Source organism: Bacillus sp. SRB_331 (assembly GCF_003264175.1).
Lineage (GTDB): Bacteria > Bacillota > Bacilli > Bacillales > Bacillaceae_G > Bacillus_A > Bacillus_A mycoides.
Window position 1 is genome coordinate 124,087 of the sequence record NZ_NADV01000007.1, and the last position, 20,058, is coordinate 144,144.

At 37.2% G+C, this 20,058-nt stretch carries 20 protein-coding genes; 15 read left to right on the plus strand and 5 right to left on the minus strand.

The annotated features are described in order from the left end of the window. Nucleotides 1–196: 196 nt before the first annotated feature. The 6 genes from B5P42_RS04300 to B5P42_RS04325 all read left to right on the plus strand — a co-directional run bounded on the left by B5P42_RS04300 (nucleotide 197) and on the right by B5P42_RS04325 (nucleotide 6,146). Nucleotides 197–421: a YuzB family protein gene (locus tag B5P42_RS04300; protein WP_000526075.1), complete on the plus strand. Its 225-nt coding sequence runs from the start codon at nucleotides 197–199 to the stop codon at nucleotides 419–421. Between the two features lie 237 nt (nucleotides 422–658). Continuing rightward, nucleotides 659–1,714, plus strand: coding sequence for a FecCD family ABC transporter permease (locus B5P42_RS04305; RefSeq protein WP_113733725.1), 1,056 nt, complete (start codon nucleotides 659–661; stop codon nucleotides 1,712–1,714). Beyond that, the gene (locus tag B5P42_RS04310; protein ID WP_113733726.1) at nucleotides 1,711–2,727 is read left to right on the plus strand and encodes a FecCD family ABC transporter permease; all 1,017 of its coding nucleotides are present in this window, start codon (nucleotides 1,711–1,713) and stop codon (nucleotides 2,725–2,727) included. The genes B5P42_RS04305 and B5P42_RS04310 overlap by 4 nt, the downstream gene beginning before the upstream one ends. Before the next feature lie 15 nt (nucleotides 2,728–2,742). Continuing rightward, complete coding sequence (locus B5P42_RS04315; protein WP_000212073.1) at nucleotides 2,743–3,555, plus strand: ABC transporter ATP-binding protein; 813 nt, start codon at nucleotides 2,743–2,745, stop codon at nucleotides 3,553–3,555. 202 nt (nucleotides 3,556–3,757) lie between these two features. Continuing rightward, nucleotides 3,758–4,696: an ABC transporter substrate-binding protein gene (locus B5P42_RS04320; RefSeq protein WP_002138981.1), complete on the plus strand. Its 939-nt coding sequence runs from the start codon at nucleotides 3,758–3,760 to the stop codon at nucleotides 4,694–4,696. Nucleotides 4,697–4,841: 145 nt separating this feature from the next. After that, nucleotides 4,842–6,146, plus strand: a complete 1,305-nt coding sequence (locus B5P42_RS04325) for an HD domain-containing protein (RefSeq protein ID WP_002130105.1) — start codon at nucleotides 4,842–4,844, stop codon at nucleotides 6,144–6,146. 39 nt (nucleotides 6,147–6,185) lie between these two features. Here B5P42_RS04325 and B5P42_RS04330 read toward each other — a convergent pair whose 3' ends face one another. Continuing rightward, nucleotides 6,186–6,371, minus strand: a complete 186-nt coding sequence (locus B5P42_RS04330; protein ID WP_001147171.1) for a 2-hydroxymuconate tautomerase — start codon at nucleotides 6,369–6,371, stop codon at nucleotides 6,186–6,188. A 112-nt stretch (nucleotides 6,372–6,483) separates the two neighbouring features. On the opposite strand from B5P42_RS04330, the gene B5P42_RS04335 reads away from it, so the two are divergent. Continuing rightward, on the plus strand, nucleotides 6,484–7,158 hold the full coding sequence (locus B5P42_RS04335) for a site-2 protease family protein (protein ID WP_002016358.1): 675 nt from the start codon (nucleotides 6,484–6,486) through the stop codon (nucleotides 7,156–7,158). A 25-nt stretch (nucleotides 7,159–7,183) separates the two neighbouring features. Next, nucleotides 7,184–7,693 (plus strand): YwhD family protein, encoded by a 510-nt coding sequence (locus B5P42_RS04340; RefSeq protein ID WP_113733727.1) that lies wholly within the window; start codon nucleotides 7,184–7,186, stop codon nucleotides 7,691–7,693. A gap of 32 nt (nucleotides 7,694–7,725) precedes the next feature. On the opposite strand, the gene B5P42_RS04345 is transcribed toward B5P42_RS04340, so the two are convergent. Both B5P42_RS04345 and B5P42_RS04350 read right to left on the minus strand, forming a co-directional pair. After that, the gene (locus tag B5P42_RS04345) at nucleotides 7,726–9,777 is read right to left on the minus strand and encodes a transglycosylase domain-containing protein (RefSeq protein ID WP_002068524.1); all 2,052 of its coding nucleotides are present in this window, start codon (nucleotides 9,775–9,777) and stop codon (nucleotides 7,726–7,728) included. A gap of 100 nt (nucleotides 9,778–9,877) precedes the next feature. Next, the gene (locus tag B5P42_RS04350) at nucleotides 9,878–10,603 is read right to left on the minus strand and encodes a glycerophosphodiester phosphodiesterase (protein ID WP_113733728.1); all 726 of its coding nucleotides are present in this window, start codon (nucleotides 10,601–10,603) and stop codon (nucleotides 9,878–9,880) included. Nucleotides 10,604–10,753: 150 nt separating this feature from the next. On the opposite strand from B5P42_RS04350, the gene B5P42_RS04355 reads away from it, so the two are divergent. From B5P42_RS04355 to speB, 4 genes are all read left to right on the plus strand, one after another. After that, nucleotides 10,754–11,161: a MerR family transcriptional regulator gene (locus tag B5P42_RS04355; protein ID WP_113733729.1), complete on the plus strand. Its 408-nt coding sequence runs from the start codon at nucleotides 10,754–10,756 to the stop codon at nucleotides 11,159–11,161. A 5-nt stretch (nucleotides 11,162–11,166) separates the two neighbouring features. Then, nucleotides 11,167–12,330 (plus strand): MFS transporter, encoded by a 1,164-nt coding sequence (locus B5P42_RS04360; protein ID WP_002016352.1) that lies wholly within the window; start codon nucleotides 11,167–11,169, stop codon nucleotides 12,328–12,330. A gap of 186 nt (nucleotides 12,331–12,516) precedes the next feature. Next, nucleotides 12,517–13,344, plus strand: a complete 828-nt coding sequence (gene speE, locus B5P42_RS04365) for a polyamine aminopropyltransferase (protein ID WP_000424693.1) — start codon at nucleotides 12,517–12,519, stop codon at nucleotides 13,342–13,344. Between the two features lie 218 nt (nucleotides 13,345–13,562). Then, nucleotides 13,563–14,435: an agmatinase gene (gene speB, locus B5P42_RS04370; RefSeq protein ID WP_113733730.1), complete on the plus strand. Its 873-nt coding sequence runs from the start codon at nucleotides 13,563–13,565 to the stop codon at nucleotides 14,433–14,435. Between the two features lie 419 nt (nucleotides 14,436–14,854). Here the strand turns inward: speB and B5P42_RS04380 are convergent, their stop codons facing one another. Further along, a complete protein-coding gene (locus tag B5P42_RS04380; protein ID WP_002016349.1) occupies nucleotides 14,855–15,892 on the minus strand; it encodes a PTS sugar transporter subunit IIC in 1,038 nt (345 codons plus the stop codon). A 234-nt stretch (nucleotides 15,893–16,126) separates the two neighbouring features. Between B5P42_RS04380 and B5P42_RS04385 the strand changes: the two genes are divergently transcribed. Beyond that, complete coding sequence (locus tag B5P42_RS04385) at nucleotides 16,127–16,489, plus strand: YxeA family protein (RefSeq protein ID WP_002130097.1); 363 nt, start codon at nucleotides 16,127–16,129, stop codon at nucleotides 16,487–16,489. A gap of 25 nt (nucleotides 16,490–16,514) precedes the next feature. Here B5P42_RS04385 and B5P42_RS04390 read toward each other — a convergent pair whose 3' ends face one another. Next, nucleotides 16,515–17,555 (minus strand): S66 family peptidase, encoded by a 1,041-nt coding sequence (locus B5P42_RS04390; protein ID WP_181458779.1) that lies wholly within the window; start codon nucleotides 17,553–17,555, stop codon nucleotides 16,515–16,517. A 148-nt stretch (nucleotides 17,556–17,703) separates the two neighbouring features. Here B5P42_RS04390 and B5P42_RS04395 point away from each other — a divergent pair, with 148 nt between their 5' ends. Both B5P42_RS04395 and argS read left to right on the plus strand, forming a co-directional pair. Beyond that, the gene (locus tag B5P42_RS04395; RefSeq protein WP_002089794.1) at nucleotides 17,704–18,141 is read left to right on the plus strand and encodes a YwiB family protein; all 438 of its coding nucleotides are present in this window, start codon (nucleotides 17,704–17,706) and stop codon (nucleotides 18,139–18,141) included. Then, nucleotides 18,141–19,811: an arginine--tRNA ligase gene (argS, locus tag B5P42_RS04400; protein ID WP_002143903.1), complete on the plus strand. Its 1,671-nt coding sequence runs from the start codon at nucleotides 18,141–18,143 to the stop codon at nucleotides 19,809–19,811. Before B5P42_RS04395 ends, argS begins: the two co-directional genes overlap by 1 nt. The last annotated feature ends 247 nt before the right edge of the window (nucleotides 19,812–20,058 follow it).

The following is a 20,058-nucleotide window of genomic DNA, read 5'->3' on the forward strand; positions in this document are numbered from 1 at the left end:
TCAATGAAGAGAAGAAATGTGGCTATGAATGATGAAAGCTTTTGAAGGAGAAAATATAAAAAATAGGTAGCTTTATATAGGAATAGAGCTATGCCCGGAGACTTGCAACAAGCTTCAAAGAGCGGTAAAATACCATTTAGTGTTTATTTTTAAATGTACTTGTGAAAAGTTTAAAATAGAGGAAGTGTTATATATAATGGGAAACGAATTTCGTGTGTGTGATGATTGTCAGGCAACGAACGTTAAAACGTTGATTCCGAAGTTAAAAAAAGTAGATTCATGTGCAACGATTGAGGTTGCATGTCAGTCTTACTGTGGCCCTGGTCGTAAAAAATCATTCGCGTTTGTAAATAATCGTCCAGTTGCGGCTCCAACAGAAGACGAATTAATTGTAAAAATTGAAGCAAAATTAAATAAGTAAGAAAAAGAAGAGTGAACAGATTACTCTTCTTTTTTTATGTCCATAAGATAGCGTTTTGTATGAATTCGTATTTCAAAATAATGGTTGACAGTCTTTTGACGTGGTAGGTAGAATAGAAAGTGTCTGATTCTGATAATCATTATCATGAAAAAGGTCAATTCACCTAATTTTTTTATTATTATTTGAGAATAAATTTCATTTTATTAAATATATGTTGTTGGTTAGGATGGTTGAGGGATGGAAGCGAGCGCAAGGAGTATAGAACAGCAAGATGTGAATGTTAAAGAGATTAAGAGCAGACCGCTCGTTGCTTCTATTATTTTAATAGCAGGCACAATTTTGTTAGCTTTAAGTATGGCAGTTTCTATTTCGTTTGGTGCAGCAGATATTAGTTTAAAGACCGTTTGGCAAGCTGTATTTCAGTTTGATGGTTCCATAACGCACCATAACGTAATTCAAGAACTTCGCATGCCTAGAGCAATAGGGGGCGTAGTTGCAGGTGCTTTTTTAGCGGTATCAGGTGCAATTATGCAAGGTATGACACGAAATCCACTTGCATCTCCATCGTTAATGGGGATTACAGATGGTGCTGTATTCGGAATTGCAATTATGTATGCATTCTTCCCTAATTCACCTTATTTAATGTTTGTTATCGCATCTTTTATTGGAGCTGCGTTTGGAGCGAGCATTGTATATGGTATTGGGTCTTCTTCACCAGGTGGATTAACGCCTGTAAAATTAGCTTTAGCAGGTGCAGCAATTAGTGCTTTATTAGGGGCAATTTCATCTGGAATTGCATTGTATTTCAACCTTGCCCAAGAGGTAAGTATGTGGAATGCAGGCGGTGTTGCCGGAGTGAAATGGCAAAGTATTAATATGTTAGTACCGATTGGTCTTGTTTGTCTCATTATAGCAATTATGATGTCGAGATATATGACAATTTTAAGCTTTGGTGAAGAAATTGCGATTGGACTTGGTCAAAATACGACATTAATTAAATTTATCGGAACAGTACTTGTTCTTGTATTAACAGGTTCTGCGGTTTCTATGGCAGGATCAGTTGGATTTGTTGGACTTGTAATTCCGCATATGACTCGTTTCCTTGTAGGCTCAGATTATAGATGGGTTATTCCATGTTCTGCGGTCTTAGGTGGATTGCTAATTGAATGTGCAGATATGTTATCTCGCGTTATTAATCCACCATTTGAAACGCCAATTGGAGCAATTACAGCGCTAATTGGGGTGCCATTCTTCCTCTACTTAGCACGTAATGAAGGGAGAGGAAAGATGTGAGGACGAGCGTCTTAACAAAAAAGAACGTTTCTATTTTAACGATTTTAGTAGGATTAATTGTTGCTGTATTTTTAATAAGTTTAAATACAGGAACATTTAAAATTCCTCCAATAGATGTATTAAAGTCATTGGTTGGATTAGGTGCAGAAGATCAATCTGTTATTTTATTTGAATTTCGTATGCCGCGTATGGTTATTGCTATATTAGTTGGTTCTGCATTAGCTATGTCAGGTGCAATTTTGCAAGGGCTATCACGAAACCCGCTTGCTGATCCAGGTATTATCGGTATTAACGCCGGAGCGGGATTAACAGTTGTTGTATTCGTCTACTTTTTCTTTGGAAAAGTTGGAACTGGTACATTTTTATCTGTATTTATCCTTCCATTCTTCGCGCTAGTTGGTGCGATATTAGCAGCGGTTATTATTTATTTACTAGCATGGAAAGACGGCGTTTCATCAACTCGATTAATTCTTGTTGGTATCGCTGTTGCAGCCGGATTTGGTGCTGTTAGTTTAATTTTTTCTATGAAGATGACATCGAACGACTTCCGTTTTGCAACGATTTGGTTGGCAGGAAGTTTATGGGGAACAGATTGGAAGTTCGTACTAAGTGTACTCCCATGGATGGTTATTTTCTTACCACTTGCCATTAGTAAAGCGCACATATTAAATGTAATGAATTTAGGCGACTCTACAGCAGTTGGCCTTGGTGTAAACGTAGAAAAGGAAAGACGTAAATTATTATTTATTGCAGTTTGTTTAGCAGGTGCATCTGTTGCGGTGGCGGGCGGCATTGGTTTTATCGGTTTAATGGCTCCGCATTTAGCGAGACGCCTCGTTGGTGGTAAACATCAAATTATGTTACCAACAGCTGCATTAATAGGAACGTTCTTGCTTTTATTTGCAGATGTAATTTCAAGAAGCGTGTTACCAACTTCAGAAATACCGGTCGGTCTTGTTATTTCTGTAATTGGTGCACCATATTTCATATATTTACTTATGAGGACAAAATAAAGGGAGGCTTTTTGTATGGCAACTTTAGCAGTTGATGCGGTATCTGTTGGATATAATGAAGGGTTAATTATAGATGGATTAACAGTTGAAATTCCGGAAGGACAAATTACAACGATTATTGGACCAAATGGTTGTGGGAAATCCACATTATTAAAAACGGCTTCTCGTATTTTGAAAGCAAAACGAGGTACTGTTTATCTTGATGGAAAAGCAATTGAGAAACAGCCAACGAAAGAAATCGCAAAGAAAATGGCGATTTTACCACAAACTGCAGAAGTGCCAACAGGCCTTACTGTGTTTGAACTTGTTTCATATGGACGTTTTCCTCATCAAAAAGGATTTGGAACATTGAAAGAAGAGGATTATCGCTACATTCATTGGGCACTTGAAGTGACGGGGATGACAGAATTCGCAAATCGTCCAGCAGAAGCTTTATCAGGTGGTCAACGTCAACGTGTATGGATTGCGATGGCTCTTGCACAAGGAACAGATTTACTTGTGTTAGATGAACCAACAACATACTTAGATATGGCTCATCAACTTGAGGTATTAAACTTACTGAAGAAGTTAAACAAAGAAGAAGGCAGAACGATTGTTATGGTTATTCACGATTTAAATCATGCTTCTCGTTTCTCTGATCATATGATTGCATTAAAAGCAGGTAAGTTAATGAAACAAGGAACGCCAGATGAAGTTATGACGAGTGAAACACTTCGTAACGTATTTGAGATTGAAGCGCAAATCGTTCCATGTCCAGTAAACTGTAAACCAATTTGTTTAACATACGATTTAGCGATGATTAATAATCAATTGCGTAAAAAAGCATAATTAATAGAATTTCCCCCCTCTTAAAGAGGTGAGAGGGGGAGTTCTAATGGACGTTGAGCTTCTTACCCACGGATGGGAAGTTGAACGCCCGTTAGAACGGGTTATAAACAACGATTAATAAAAATATATTAATTAAATGTTGTTTCGTTTCTTATAGTTACATGCAAATTATAAGAGAAATACAGCTAGAAGGAGTCGGAATATGAAGAATTTTAAAATGGCACTATTAGCAATGGTACTAGTTGTTACTTCTGTACTATTTGCAGCTTGTTCTAACAAAGAAGAAGAAAAGAAAGCAGATGCGAAAACTGAAGAGCGCACTGTACAACACGCAAAAGGGGAAATTAAAATTCCTGCAAATCCAAAGAAAATTGCTGACCTTAGTGGTTCAACAGAAGAATTATTAATTTTCGGTATGAAACCGATTATTACTGCAAATACAACACAAGAAAAAATTGATTCACATATTGAGAAGAAATTGAAAGATGTAAAACCGGTTGGTTCTGCGTGGGGCGATAAAATTAACATCGAAGCAGTGGCTGCTGCAAAACCAGATTTAATTATTGTAAACAATCGTCAAGAAAAGATTTATGATCAATTATCTAAAATTGCACCAACAGTTATGTTAAAAACTCCATTAGACCAATGGCGTCCAAAATTCGAAGAAGTAGGACAAATCTTCGGTAAAGAGAAAGAAACAAAAGAATGGTTCAAAAAGTATGATGAAAAAGCAAGCAAATTACATGACAAAATCGTTGCTAAAACTGGCGATGCAACATTCATGAAAATGGCTGCATATCCAAATGCATTCCGTGTATACGGTGACTACGGTTACGGTAGCGTAATCTTTGGTGATTTAAAATTACCAGCAGTTAAAGGTACACCAACTGATAAACCGTTAGTACAAATACAAAAAGAAGCTTTAATTGATTACAACCCAGATTACTTATTCGTATTTACAACTGGTGACGGTTCTCAGCGTCTAAAAGAATTCCAAGAAGAATCAATTTGGAAAAATATGAACGCTGTTAAAAACAACCATGTATTTACAATCAGTAATGAAGATGTAAACAAAGGATACTTCCCACTAGGTAAAGAAATGATCCTAGACGAAGTTACTGAGTTCATTTTAGGAAAATAATATATAAAGAAAAATCACCTTTGCTTTGGTAAAGGTGATTTTTCTTTATATAACAGGAATTAATATAGTCTTTCATTTCTTTCTGTTTCCTATATCGTTTATAATATATAGTAAGAATGCAGTAAAGAAAGGGGGATGTCGGAAAGTGGTATATTTAAACGACAAACTCAGCGAAACAAAAGTGTTTAAAGACCCAGTACATAAATATGTACACGTGCGTGATCGCGTTATTTGGGATTTAATCGGAACGAAAGAATTTCAACGCTTGCGCCGTATTAAGCAGCTTGGTACGACATTTTTTACATTTCACGGTGCAGAGCATAGTCGCTTTACTCATTCGTTAGGTGTATATGAAATTATTCGTCGTATGATTGATGATGTGTTTGATGGCAGACCGAACTGGAATGCTGAAGATAGATTGTTATGTTTATGTGCGTCATTACTTCATGATGTCGGTCACGGCCCATTTTCTCACTCGTTTGAAAAAGTATTTTCGTTAGATCATGAGAAATTTACGCAAAAGATTATCGTTGGTGATACGGAAATTAATCGTGTGTTAAGCCGTGTGGATAAGGATTTCCCGCAAAAGGTAGCAGATGTAATTGCGAAAACATCTACTAATAAATTAGCGATTAGTATGATTTCGAGCCAAATTGATGCCGATCGTATGGATTATTTATTAAGAGATGCATATTTTACTGGTGTAAAGTATGGGAACTTTGATATGGAACGTATACTGCGTGTCATGCGCCCGTACGGTAATCAAGTTGTCATTAAAAATAGTGGTATGCATGCTGTAGAGCATTATATTATGAGCCGTTATCAAATGTATTGGCAAGTATATTTTCATCCGGTAACACGTAGTGCAGAAGTAATTTTAACGAAGATTTTACACCGAGCTAAATCGTTGCATGAGAAATATTATGCGTTTAAAAATCATCCTGTTCATTTCTATTCTTTATTTGAAGAAGAAGTAACAGTAGAGGATTATTTAAAGCTAGACGAGAACGTAATGTATTATTACTTCCAAGTATGGCAAGAGGAAGAAGATCCGATTTTAAGTGACTTATGCCGTCGTTTTATGAATCGAAATCTATTTAAATATGTGGAGTTTACAGATAAGCACGGTTTAGATAATTGGATGGAGCTAAGTAGCTTATTTAAAAAAATTGGACTAGACCCAGAGTATTATTTAGTTGTTGATTCAACATCAGACTTACCGTATGACTTTTACCGTGCAGGAGAAGAAGAAGAGCGTCTGCCAATCTTACTTCTTATGCCGAACGGGGAACTTAGAGAGCTTTCGCGTGAATCGGATATTGTTGAGGCGATTACAGGTAAGAAGCGAACGGATCAAAAGCTATTCTATCCGCATGATTTAATCTATGAAGATGGAAGAAAAGGAAAATATAAAGAGAGAATTATCGAGTTGTTAGAAGGAAAGAAATAAGAAGCAGCTAAGAGCTGCTTCTTATGAAAAAACTTGAAATTATTTGTCGCTTAAGCGTTTTCCGCCAACTGCATAATGGTTTTTAGACATTTCTTCGATGAAAACAACGATGTTTTCTTCAGGAGCACCAGTTGTTTCGCTTACTGCTGCTGTTACTTTCTCAGCAAGAGCTTTCTTTTGTTCTTCTGTGCGTCCTTCTAGCATTTTCACTGTTACGTATGGCATATATGATCGCTCCTTTTATGTAAGTTACACTCTTATTATAGCGGATTATGAGGAAGAACAATCGGAAAAACAAATAATTTCTTTTTTTGACATATTGAAGAGGAGATGAAGTATGGATCAGTTATTTAGATACCCATTGCAACAAATTCCGTTGGTAGCAATGGCGATTATTATTGCGCTATCTGTGCATGAATTTGCACATGCGTATGTTGCATATAAATTTGGAGACGATACAGCGAAAAAGCAAGGGCGTTTAACGTTATCACCGATGGCTCATTTAGATCCTATCGGTATGATTGCTGTATTAATTCTTGGATTCGGTTGGGCAAGACCCGTGCCTGTTAACCCATATAACTTTAAAAGACCGCGTCTTGCAGGAATATTAGTTTCTATTGCGGGACCGATAAGTAATCTTATCTTAAGTGCAATTGGTTTAATTATTTGGTATAGCTTAATAACATTTGGTGTGTTAGATGCGATGCCACTTGCAGTAGCAGATACGCTGGATCAATTTTTCCAAATTTTTATTATGCTTAATATTGTTTTACTTGTATTTAATTTATTACCAATCCCGCCACTTGATGGTTATCGCGTTGTGGAAGATTTAGCACCAGCAAATATTCGTGCGAAAATGACACAGTATGAAAAGTATGGATCAATTGCGTTATTAATTCTTGTTATTACACCGCTTAGCAATTACACAATTCAACCTATTTTCAATGTTGTTATTCCATATGTATTAGTATTTTTACAAAATATCATTGCGCCTATTTTCAGGCTTTTTTAATCATTAAGCGAGGAGGAGTTTACATATGACAGAGAAAAAGAAAAAAATCGGTTTTAATATCGTGAAAAATGATTCAACAGATGGACATGGTGGTTTTGGCGTTGGGGCATTAAGTTTAGAAAATATTTCTCCTGTATTTGTTGATGTATTAGAGAAAACTGCGTTCGTTGATATCGGTGCGATGCATGCGCGTAGTACAGTAGAAAAAGGAATTAAGTTTTTAACAAATAAAGATGAAGTTCCAAACGGAAAACCGTTTTGGCTTGTTTGGGTAACAATTGAAAGAACACCAAACGGTGCTTATTACGCAGGTGCAACAGCCTGTGAAATGACAGTTGATCGTGAAATTCGCCGCGGATATAAATCACTTCCAGAGCATGTAAATAAAATGGATAAATCACTAAAGCGTCACATCATGATTGATCATATGGATGAATCATCTAAAAAAATACTTGGTACATTCTTAAAAGAGCATAATGAAGCAATTTGGAACGAATCTAGTGAAGAATTGCGCCACGCATTATTAGGCGAATAAAAATAGCTGACGGATTTCCGTCAGCTATTTTTTTACCACGGGAGATATTTTTTCCACCAACCCGTCTTTTTCTTCTCTTCACTAACCTTTTCGAACTCTTCCTTATCATCAACGTGATCCATACAATACTCTGTTGGCTCTGTACCTTTTGCGAAATACATTTTCACAGAAATGGGACAATTTTTTGTAGCAATCTTACCGTTTTCAGGATTAACATCGACTGCAACAACATCTGCTGGTTGTTTGAACTCTTGTTTAGGCTGTCCATCTAATCCTTTTTCCATTGTATCGGTCCATATTTTTTTTGCGTATCCTTGTTCTGCTACGTTTGAAATGGATTTAGGTTGATCGTATCCAATCCAAACCCCTGTTACGAGCTGCGGGGTAAATCCAATCATCCAACTATCAGTTTCTGTAGAACCAGACTTTCCAGCATATGTTCTTGATAGTTTTGATAACATCGATTGACCGGTCACAGCGGCATAACTGCTTAGTTTTTTATTAAACATGCCTGCCATCATTTCTTCCATCACAAAGGCTTTGCTTTTATCTAGAACTTGTTTACTTTCTAAATGAGCGTCGTATAGCATATTTCCTTCATGATCAACGATGCGCCTTATAAAGATTGGTTTTACTTCTTTCCCGCCGTTTGCAAACATGCTATAAGCATTGACCATTTCAATTGGTTTTACAGGAGATGTGCCGAGAGCAAGAGACGGAACATCTTTTAATGCGCTAGTAATACCGAATTGCTTCGCTGTTTTTGTAAGAATGTCTTCGCCTAAAAATAGATTTGTCTTCACAGCATATACGTTATCAGAAACAGCGAGTGCTTGTGCCATTGTCACAAAGTCGTCTGCATAATAGTTTTTATAATTTTTCGGTTTATATTTGGAAACACCGTCACCTAAAGTGAATACAGTGTATTCGCTTTTTAAGCGCGTAGCAGGGGTGAATCCTCGTTCTAAGGCTGCGTAATATAGGAATGGCTTAAATGTAGAGCCGGGCTGACGAGCGGCTTGTGTAGCTCTGTTAAATTGACTCGTATTATAATCAGTTCCACCAACAAGGGCAGCCACTTCACCCGTTTTTGGATTCATAGAGACGAGGGCAGTTTGGATGTTTGTTGTTTCAGGTATATGATTTTTTACAGCTTGCTCTGCTACAGATTGTAATTTAGGGTCTAGCGTTGTATAAATACGTAAGCCACCTCGCTGTAAGGCTTGCTCATCTAATCCGATATCACGAAGAAGAGAAGCTTGTACAGCATCTTGGAAATAAGGCGCGACCTCTGCCACTTTTTTCGTATCTAATGAGGCGAAAGTTAGCGGTTCCTTTTTTGCCGAGGCAGCTTGCTGTTTTGTAATATAACCTTGTTCTACCATTTCATCTAGTATGAGAGATTGACGCCCTTTAGCACGCTCTTCTTTTAAAAAGGGAGAGTAGAAGCTAGGTCCTTTCGGAATGCCTGCGAGCATACTAGCTTCCGCTAATGTTAATTCTTTTGCAGTTTTATCGAAATACAGGCGAGAAGCAGCTTCGATTCCGTAAGCACCATGCCCGTAATAAATTGTATTTAAATATCCTTCTAAAATATGATTTTTATTATAGTTCACTTCAAGGCGAACGGTATACATTGCCTCTAATAGTTTACGCTTCCACGTTTTATCATGATCTAAGTATAGGTTACGAGCATACTGTTGTGTAATAGTACTAGCACCTTGTACTTTTGCCATTGCTTTTAAATCGGCAACAATGGCACCAACAATGCGCTTTATATCAAATCCATGATGTTTGTAGAATCGTTGATCTTCAATAGATAGTGTTGCCTCTTTTACATAAGGAGAAATTTCATCAAGAGATACATTATAGCGCTTTTGTGTTTCATTACTTTGCCCTATAACAGTGTCATCATTAGCGTAAAAGACACTCGTTTGCGGCACTGCAACAGGGGGAGGACCCATAATTTTTGCAGCTATAATGATAATAAAAAAGGAAAAAACGAAAAAAAGAACACAAGAAAACATTACGGTGAAGAAAAGACGTTTATATTTTTTAAGTTTTGGATTCATAGTCTGATCCATCTTTTTCAGCCCCTCATTAATACAAGCATTATTGTATTAGTATTGAGGGTTTTCGTTTATTTTAAACAATGAAATTTTGAAAACAAAAAAGCCCCTTCAATTAAGAAAGGAGCTCAAAGGCACGTGCTGGCCAATCGGTAATGATGACATCTACACCATAGTCAATCATAGTTTGTAAATCTTTATATTCATTAATAGTGTAAGGACGAAAAACGTATCCTTGCCCCTGTGCTAATTGGACAAACTCTTTCGTTAATAATTGAAAGTTTGGATGTAATCCAGTCGCCTCGCGCCTTTTTGCTTCAGCAATAGGATCTGCAAGTGGTGTATCGTACAAAATCGCTCTTGGAATTTCTGGAGCAATTTCTGCTAATAATGAAACGGAATCGTGGTTAAATGATGAAAATGCAATTTGATTGGATAGATGATATTCACGAACAAGAGCAACAACTTTTTCTTCAATATTTGGATAATGAAGAACATCTGTTTTTAATTCAATGTTAAGTTGTAAATTTGTTGTAGAGAGCCAAATAAATACTTCTCGTAATGTTGGGATTTTCGCCTCATGGAAAGAAGGATCTTTATGGCTACCAGCATCTAAAGCTTGTAATTCCTCTACAGTTTTCTCAGAAACAAGTCCCACGCCATTTGTTGTGCGGTCCACCGTTTCATCATGAATAACAACTAGTTCACCATCTTTTGATAGATGAACATCAAGTTCAATTCCGTGAGCCCCAATGCGTTCAGCCTCTTGGATGGCAATCATCGTATTTTCTGGGTGTGTTCCTTTTACCCCGCGATGAGCGAAAATAAGTGGTTTATTCATGTGGAAATCTCCTTATCATCTCTTTTCTTTCATTATGAAACTGCTTTGAGAAAAATACAATTCATATGACAAACATTTACAAAAGTATAACAGTTGCACAATAGTTAACGTTAACGTAAAATGTAATAATCGGTGAAGGGAGGAATACACATGTATAAAATTGATGAAGTAACAAGGCAAGTTGGTTTAACAAAGCGTACACTTCGTTATTATGAGGAAATTGGTTTAATTCATCCCCCAGAACGCAGTGAAGGGAACATTCGCCTGTATACAGACGAGGACATTGCGAGAATTAAAAGGATTGTGGAAGCGAAAGAAGTACTAGGAATTACGCTTCAAGAAATGCAACATTTCTTATCGTTAAAAGAAAGAATGGAACAAAGAAGAAATAGTGAGAATCCGCGTGACCGTGAAGTGATTCAAGAAATTAAAGAGATGCTTGAAAAACAAGTGCAAACGTTAGACGAAAAAATGGAGCAAATGCAGCGTGTTAAGGCAGAGCTAGAGGATAGTTTAAGCCGTGCAGTTACATTTTTAGAGAATACAAAAGGAGAGTAATCAAAATGGAGAGCAAACAAAAATTAGGGAGATTGATTACAGTGGTGGCTACCTTCCTTGCCTTTTCAGGTATAGGAGTAGTCGACCCAATTTTACCAAGTATTGCTGAACAAATTGGTGCTTCGCATTGGCAAGTCGAGATGTTATTTACAGCTTATATTTTAACGATGGCAATTATGATGTTACCAGCTGGAATATTTGCATCAAGATTTGGTGATAAACGAATGATGACGATCGGTCTTGCGATTGTAACTGTATTTGCATTTATATGTGGTATATCGCAAACGATTGCTCAATTATCTCTTTTCCGCGCGGGGTGGGGATTAGGAAATGCGATGTTCTTCGCAACGGCGATGACATTATTAATTGCATTAAGTAAAGAAGTTCATGAAGCAGTAGGATTATATGAAGCAGCTATCGGTTTAGGGATGGCAGGTGGACCTTTATTAGGCGGTATATTAGGTGGACATTCTTGGCGTTACCCATTTTTTGCGACGAGTATTTTAATTTCTTTAGCATTTATTTTAGTTTTCTTTTTTGTAAAAGAACCAGAGCGAAAAGTGAAGCGTAAAGCGGCAGGCGTAGGAGAATTACTTAACCTGGTGAAGTATAAACCGTTTATGCAAGGTGCCATTTCCGGGATGTTATATTACTACGGATTTTTCGTCGTGTTAGCATATTCGCCACTTATTATGCATTTATCTGCTATTCAATTAGGATTTGTATTTTGCGGATGGGGATTAGCATTAGCTTACGGATCAGCAATTTTAGCGCATAAGCTAGAAGGTAAATATGAACCAAAAACATTGTTAAAAGGTAGTTTACTCGTATTTGCGATTTTCTTAATTGCACTATTCTTCGTTAAAATTATGTGGTTACAAATCGTGTTAATCGTTCTATCAGGATTAGCATCAGGCTTAAATAACGCGTTATTTACAAGTTATGTAATGGATATTTCACCTTATGAAAGATCTGTTACATCAGGTGTTTATAACTTCGTTCGTTGGTTAGGGGGCGCGATTGCTCCAATTTTATCAGGAGTCATCGGTCATACAGTTTCACCACAAAGTCCGTTTTTAGTCGGTGGAATTGTTGTGTTAGTTGGTTGCGTAATGATCTTAATTCCGATTCGTAAACCGGTAGAAATAGAGACAAAAACCCTTTCTTAAGAAAGGGTTTTCTTTCCTATTACAGAGCAATCCCTTTTCACATATATGTTAGAACCCTCTGACTAAAATATATTTTCGGTATTTTTGTACTTTTAACTATACTTTTTGGATGTTTTGTTTTATTTTTGTTAGGGGACATTAATGATGTCCCTATTATAAATTTGCATTGAAAGGCGTGATTGTACGATGGAACTATGGTTCACTGAAAAACAAACAAAGCATTTTGGAATTACGGCGCGTATTAACCGCACATTACATACGGAGCAAACAGAATTCCAAAAACTTGATATGGTTGAAACAGAAGAGTTCGGAAACATGCTTATTTTAGATGGCATGGTTATGACAACAGAAAAGGACGAGTTCGTTTATCATGAAATGGTAGCGCACGTACCTTTATTTACACATCCAAACCCTGAAAACGTATTAGTAGTAGGCGGTGGCGATGGTGGTGTTATTCGTGAAGTATTAAAACACCCAAGCGTAAAGAAAGCAACTCTTGTTGAAATTGATGGAAAAGTAATTGAGTACTCTAAACAATACTTACCATCAATTGCAGGCGCATTAGATGATGAGCGTGTAGAAGTAAAAGTAGGAGACGGTTTCCTACACATCGCAGAAAGCGAAAATGAATATGACGTAATTATGGTAGATTCTACTGAGCCAGTAGGCCCAGCAGTAAACCTATTTACAAAAGGCTTCTACGCTGGAATTTCTAAAGCGTTAAAAGAAGATGGTATTTTCGTTGCCCAAACGGACAACCCTTGGTTTACACCAGAACTAATTACAACTGTGTTTAAAGACGTAAAAGAGATTTTCCCAATTACTCGTCTATACACAGCAAACATTCCGACGTATCCAAGTGGACTTTGGACGTTCACAATCGGATCTAAAAAACATGATCCATTAGAAGTAAGTGAAGAGCGTTTCCATGAAATCGAAACGAAATATTACACAAAAGAATTACACAATGCAGCATTCGCATTACCGAAATTTGTTGGCGATTTAATTAAGTAAGAGCGTTAAATTGAAATAAATAAAGTGTAAGTAACTCATTTAAGGTGTTTTTCTAGAAGGCTTGAACATGCTAGTTACTTACACTGCTACAAATGAAGTAGTCTTCTTGTGATAACAAGAAGGCCCAGGTAAATCGAGAAAGAGGAGCAATGCGCTCCAAATTTGAGAAATAGTGAAAGGTTGGGATACCTTAAGTTCCACATAAGGAGGAAAAGAATATGCGTTTTGATGAAGCTTATTCAGGTAAAGTATTTATTAAAAGTCATCCAATTTTTGAAGAGTCAGAGGCAGTTATTTACGGGATGCCTATGGATTGGACAGTAAGTTTCCGTCCAGGATCTCGCTTTGGCCCTGCACGTATTCGTGAAGTATCAATCGGTCTTGAAGAATATAGTCCGTATTTAGATCGTGAACTAGAAGAGGTAAAATATTTTGATGCGGGTGATATCCCATTACCATTTGGGAATCCACAGCGCAGCATAGACATGATTGAAGAATATGTAACAAAACTATTAGATGCCGGTAAGTTTCCACTAGGTCTCGGCGGAGAGCACTTAGTGTCTTGGCCAATTTTTAAGGCAATGGCAAAAAAATATCCGGATTTAGCAATCATCCATATGGATGCTCATACTGACTTACGTGAGTCATATGAGGGAGAGCCTTTATCCCACTCTACACCAATTCGTAAAGTGTGCGATTTAATTGGTCCGGAAAACGTATATTCTTTCGGTATTCGTTCTGGAATGAAGGAAGAATTCGAATGGGCAAAAGAAGTAGGAATGAACTTATATAAATTTGACGTATTAGAACCGTTAAAGGAAGTATTACCGAAACTTGCAGGACGCCCAGTCTATGTCACAATTGACATCGACGTATTAGACCCAGCTCACGCTCCTGGAACAGGAACATTAGAAGCTGGAGGTATCACATCTAAAGAACTATTAGAGTCCATCGTAGCAATTGCAAATTCAAATATAAAAGTAGTCGGAGCAGACTTAGTAGAAGTAGCTCCAGTCTACGATCATAGTGATCAAACACCAATCGCAGCAAGCAAATTCGTGCGGGAAATGCTGCTCGGTTGGGTTAAATAAAAGCGTAGGCAGCTCGCTCAGAATCGCAGGTCATTGGAACGCTCGACCGAGAAGCGCTTTTGGCTTCGAACGAGAGTGTGAAATGGCCGGGGATTCTAGCTGCTGTAGCTGGATAAAATAAAAGCGCAAGCGGCTCGCTCAGAATGTGAGGGGGATGGAGCTTCAGACGTAGAGGCGTTTTTTGCCTCGAAGGAAGAAGCGAAGCCACCGATCATTCTAGCCGCTGTAGCTGGATAAAGTAAAAGTGAAGCCGACTCAAAAAGTGTTTTGAGCCGGCTTCTTTTATTAATAGGTAGGTTATTATTGTTTTATTTAGTAGTTAAGTCGATATATGCGGAGTTGTGTTCAATATAATTTCACTTACCGTCAAGCGACATAAAAAAGAGCTATTCTCAAACGATGAGAATAGCTCCCTTTCTTTACGCAACTTTCTCTTCCGAAGTAATTCCGCGAATTTCATCAGCAGAACGGATTGGATATTTGCGGAACACAATGGAACCGACGTATCCAACAATAGTGGTAACGATTCCACATAATACGGCAGCAATCGTTACTTTTATTACATCATTAAATCCGAACAGTACGAGAAGTCCTGGAATTGGTGATGCTGTCCCTGGTGCATTATTAACGAGCTGGAATAGCGACGTAATAATACCGGCAAGCGCACCGCCAACAAAGTTTGTCATATAGATAGGAATTGGATTTGCTGAGACAACATCGGCCTGTGTTAACGGCTCGATTGCCACGGCGATTGTATCTTTCTTTGAACAGATTTTTAGTCGTTTAAAGAAAATGAAGTTCATTGGGGCAGAAGCTGCTACCGCAAGACTACCAATTGCCATTGGTAAACCAGTTAATCCAAGCATTGCAGTTAGTGCCATAGAACTTAATGGAGATGTAGAAATAACTGTTATTAATCCACCAAGCATAATACCCATAATGATAGGACTTTCTGTAGTCGCAACTGAAATCATAGAACCGATTTTACCGAGTGTTGCGTTAACGAGTGGATCCATAAGCATGGCCATTCCACGTGAAATTGGTGCGGCAATACATAGAATTGCTAAAAATTCTACACCAGCTGGTAATTTCTTTTCGAGAAATTTCACGACGAAAGCACAAACGTATCCAGCGAAAAATCCTGGTAAAATACCGAATCCACTAGTAGCTATACCGATTAAAACAGCGTATACGGGTGAGACACCGATTGCTAATGCGACTAAAATTGCCGCTGCGACACCGCTCATGCTACCAGAAGCTACTCCTACTGATTGTAAAAAGTCATTATGAAACATTTCTCCACCAATATAACGGTGAAATGCTTCAATAAGAAAACTTGCGATTGCTGCATTAGCTAAAGCGCCCATTGCTTTCATTCCGTAAGGCGCACGGTAACTGAAAAGTGTAAATAGACAAAGTACAACAAGTAATAGTGCTAAACCTTGCAAGATAGCCATTTGAAAATTGTCTCCTTTGATTTTTGTAATAAAAATTTGTATCATTCAATAATAATATAAAAGTTTGTTAAACGGAAAAATTTTTTATTGGGAAATTGCTGTAAGGTGAAAAACTCTTACAATAATGTAAGGAAAGTGTAAGGCATTTCGATAGAGTATAGTATGCCTTTTTTCGTATAATACAGGTATAGACATACGGCTAGTGAGAAAGCAGTGCAAACAGGAGGCGCATTTATGAAATTGGTAATTAAAGTTTTAGCTGTGTTCGCCATTATTTTAGGTGGAACAGCATATTATTTAAACACGAAAACAGAAGGTGTGCATGCTTTTGTAGACAACTTCTTTTCAAATAAAGAAATACAAGATTATTATGCTGTTATAGATAAAAGTGAGAAAAAAGACGATGAATATTTGTATACATTTAAAGGGTATACAGAAGATGGAAAGCTACAAGTTATTAAAAGAATGGTGAACCGTGAATTGCATACGGGTGCTTTTATAAAAATTTATGCAAAAGGTATGCAGGGAAAAGGATGGGCTGAAATCTCGAAAGAATCAATCCCGCAAAAAGCGTTGCAAAAAATAGAAAAACCATAAAAGGAGCGAATCGTTCGCTCCTTTTTTAGTGCGTTAAAATGGTGATAGCTGAACTTTCTTTATTAGAAATGATTTTTGCCCTTCCGCCAATTGGGAAAGTAAAAATAGGAGTTGTATGTCCGAAACTTGTATTTGCAATGATAGGTATATGTGTAAGTTCAGGCTTTGAAGCAATCATTTCTTGAATGTCTTCTATCGTACATTCTGCTCCTTTTTGCATTCGTCCTATAACAATGCCTTTTACATGTTCAAAGTCAGGTTGATGCATAAGATAATGTAAATATCGATCAAAAGTTTTTAGGGTAGATTTTCCTGTTAAACTATCCTCTTCAAGAAATAAAATTTTGCCCTGTAAGCTTGGCATATATGGTGAACCTTGCAGTAAATTAAATGTGCTCATATTGCCACCAATAATATCTCCCATCGCTTCCCCTTCTTGAATTGAAACATATCCTTCATTTTTAATAAATTCTCGATTTTCTTGATCCATATACCAAGAGTCATCGCTCCAAGTTTCAGCTGGTAGTATTTCAATAGGTTCATGAGAAGTTAAGCACTTTAAAAAGTAATCGGTCGTATAATCGAGCCCTTTCTCCATTCCAAATGAAGAGAAGTGAGGACCTGAATATGTAACTAAGCTTGTTTTAGCATAAATTGCGTTACTTAAAGCGGTAATATCAGAATAACCGCAGAAAATTTTCGGATTTTCTCGAATTAAATCATAATTGAGATGTTTCAATAAACCATTAGAGTTGTATCCGCCAAGTGTCGTCAAAATGGCTTTTACATTAGGATCTCTAAATGCTTCGTGGAGGTCTTGAACTCGTGAAGAAATAGAAGAGGAAGCGAATCGATCTATCTCATCAGCATATTTTGAGAATGTAACTTGAAAGCCTATGTCGGTTAATCTTTTTATAGCAAGGTCTCTGTTTTCATTTGAGACAATACTTAAACTACAAGATGGTGAAATAACCCTTATTTCATCACCTTTTTTTAATTTTGTTGGTAGCACCAAATTCACTCCTTGAAATGAAAGAATATTTAGATTTAAAAAATATTTTAACATATGAAATAAAGTGAAGGTGAATTATTTTTTGAAAAGGAGTTTTCCTGATTTTTCAGCAGACAGACAGAGTCTTTTTTTGATATGATAGGAAAAGTGATTTATTATAAGTAGTATTTAATATCTATAACATTTGAAGGGTGTGCAAGACGTGAAGAAACAACTTGCAGGCTTGCCGGTACACGTTCATTTCGTAACAGAAATCCGTGAAGGGGCGAGGAAGGAAACCGTTGCTTTTGAAGCAAATGGTCAATACTATGTAAAAGGTCAAGGTACATATATAACATTCCAAGAGCCGAACGAACAAGGCGAAGTGAAAACAATTATTAAAATTCAAGATGAACAAGTTCTCATTATGCGTTCAGGTGCTATTTCTATGCGTCAGACGCATGTGAAAGGTGAATGGACAACTGGTACGTATACGAGTGAACTTGGTACGTTTGCATTGCAAACGAAAACTGATAACGTTCTTTTTAAATGGTCGGATGAAAAGAAAAAAGGACAACTCTTCTTAACGTACGCATTGCTTCTAAGTGAACAAGAAGCTGGCAGATATACAATTACACTTAATTTGAAGGAGGCAAAATAATGAATTCTTTAGAACAAGTAAAAGGATTGATTAAAGAAGAAATTCAAGCTGCTGTATTAAAGGCAGAACTAGCGACAGAAGAACAAATTCCAAACGTTGTATTAGAATCTCCAAAAGATAAAACAAATGGTGACTTCTCTACAAATATGGCAATGCAACTTGCACGCGTTGCGAAAAAAGCACCTCGTATGATTGCAGAAGACTTAGTTGCAAACTTCGATAAAGCAAAAGCTTCTATTGAAAAAATTGAAATCGCTGGTCCTGGTTTCATTAACTTCTACATGGATAATAGCTACTTAACAGACTTAATCCCAACAATCGTCAACGCTGGTGAAGCATACGGTGAAACGAATACTGGTAAAGGTGAAAAAGTACAAATTGAGTTCGTATCTGCGAATCCAACAGGTGATCTTCACTTAGGACATGCACGTGGTGCGGCAGTAGGTGACACTTTATGTAACGTATTAGCAAAAGCAGGATATGATGTATCTCGTGAGTACTACATTAATGATGCTGGTAACCAAATTCATAACTTAGCTCTTTCTGTTGAAGCTCGTTACATGCAAGCTTTAGGTTTAGAGAAAGAAATGCCAGAAGACGGTTACCATGGTGCGGACATCATTGGAATCGGTAAACGCTTAGCTGAAGAGTTTGGCGATCGTTATGCAAAAGCTGATGCAGAAGAAAGCTATGAATTCTATCGTTCATACGGTTTAAAGTATGAGTTAGCAAAACTTCAAAAAGATTTAGCAAGCTTCCGTGTTAACTTCGATGTGTGGTTCTCAGAAACATCATTATACAAAAACGGAAAAATTGATCAGGCTCTTGCTGTATTAAAAGAGCGTGACGAAATCTTTGAAGAAGGCGGAGCAACTTGGTTCCGTTCAATGACTTACGGTGACGACAAAAACCGTGTATTAATTAAAAATGACGGTTCTTACACATACTTAACGCCAGATATCGCTTATCACCGTGATAAATTAGAGCGTGGTTTCGATAAGCTAATCAACATTTGGGGTGCTGACCACCACGGTTACATTCCTCGTATGAAAGCTGCTATTCAAGCACTAGGTTACGATAAAGAAACGCTTGAAGTAGAAATCATCCAAATGGTACAACTGTACCAAAATGGTGAAAAAATGAAAATGAGTAAGCGTACAGGTAAAGCAGTTACACTTCGTGAGCTTATGGAAGAAGTAGGCGTGGACGCAATGCGATACTTCTTCGCAATGCGTAGCGGTGATTCTCATTTAGACTTCGATATGGACTTAGCTGTATCAAAATCTAATGAAAACCCAGTATACTATGCACAATATGCACATGCCCGTGTATGCAGTATCCTTCGTCAAGGTGAAGAGTTAGGATTAGCTACAGGCGGAGACGTGAATTACAAACTTGTTACTTCTGAGAAAGAAGTAGAGTTACTGAAAAAACTTGGTGAATTCCCAGCTGTAGTTGCGGATGCAGCGCAAAAGCGTCTGCCACACCGCATTACAAGCTATGCATTTGAATTAGCTGCAGCATTACACAGCTTCTACAATGCAGAAAAAGTATTAAACCAAGATAACTTAGAATTAAGTAAAGCTCGTTACGAATTAATGAAAGCAGTACGCACGACACTTCAAAATGCATTAGCAATCGTAGGAGTATCTGCACCAGAAAAAATGTAATAGACAAAAGAAAAGATACTTATTTTTGTTTAGAAGTGATATACAAGTTGATATAAAGACATCTAATCAGTCTATACACTGATTAGATGTCAAAGAAAGAAGATCAACGAAAAGACGTATGGGGGAGAACCTCACGTACGTCTTGATGAGGGTAAACTGAAATAAAAAAGAGATGGCAGAGCTGTCTCTTTTTTTTTATTTCAGTTTACTAATATAAATACATGTGACAAATATATGTTATGGTGAT

Coding starts and splice junctions, on each gene's coding strand:
- B5P42_RS04390 (WP_181458779.1), bottom strand. CDS start 17,555: ATGTTAAAATATTTTTTAAATCTAAATATTCTTTCATTTCAAGGAGTG.
- speB (WP_113733730.1), top strand. CDS start 13,563: ATGCGTTTTGATGAAGCTTATTCAGGTAAAGTATTTATTAAAAGTCAT.
- B5P42_RS04320 (WP_002138981.1), top strand. CDS start 3,758: ATGAAGAATTTTAAAATGGCACTATTAGCAATGGTACTAGTTGTTACT.
- B5P42_RS04355 (WP_113733729.1), top strand. CDS start 10,754: ATGTATAAAATTGATGAAGTAACAAGGCAAGTTGGTTTAACAAAGCGT.
- speE (WP_000424693.1), top strand. CDS start 12,517: ATGGAACTATGGTTCACTGAAAAACAAACAAAGCATTTTGGAATTACG.
- B5P42_RS04385 (WP_002130097.1), top strand. CDS start 16,127: ATGAAATTGGTAATTAAAGTTTTAGCTGTGTTCGCCATTATTTTAGGT.
- B5P42_RS04350 (WP_113733728.1), bottom strand. CDS start 10,603: ATGAATAAACCACTTATTTTCGCTCATCGCGGGGTAAAAGGAACACAC.
- B5P42_RS04335 (WP_002016358.1), top strand. CDS start 6,484: ATGGATCAGTTATTTAGATACCCATTGCAACAAATTCCGTTGGTAGCA.
- B5P42_RS04330 (WP_001147171.1), bottom strand. CDS start 6,371: ATGCCATACGTAACAGTGAAAATGCTAGAAGGACGCACAGAAGAACAA.
- B5P42_RS04315 (WP_000212073.1), top strand. CDS start 2,743: ATGGCAACTTTAGCAGTTGATGCGGTATCTGTTGGATATAATGAAGGG.
- B5P42_RS04305 (WP_113733725.1), top strand. CDS start 659: ATGGAAGCGAGCGCAAGGAGTATAGAACAGCAAGATGTGAATGTTAAA.
- B5P42_RS04360 (WP_002016352.1), top strand. CDS start 11,167: ATGGAGAGCAAACAAAAATTAGGGAGATTGATTACAGTGGTGGCTACC.
- B5P42_RS04345 (WP_002068524.1), bottom strand. CDS start 9,777: ATGGATCAGACTATGAATCCAAAACTTAAAAAATATAAACGTCTTTTC.
- B5P42_RS04380 (WP_002016349.1), bottom strand. CDS start 15,892: ATGGCTATCTTGCAAGGTTTAGCACTATTACTTGTTGTACTTTGTCTA.
- B5P42_RS04340 (WP_113733727.1), top strand. CDS start 7,184: ATGACAGAGAAAAAGAAAAAAATCGGTTTTAATATCGTGAAAAATGAT.
- B5P42_RS04300 (WP_000526075.1), top strand. CDS start 197: ATGGGAAACGAATTTCGTGTGTGTGATGATTGTCAGGCAACGAACGTT.
- argS (WP_002143903.1), top strand. CDS start 18,141: ATGAATTCTTTAGAACAAGTAAAAGGATTGATTAAAGAAGAAATTCAA.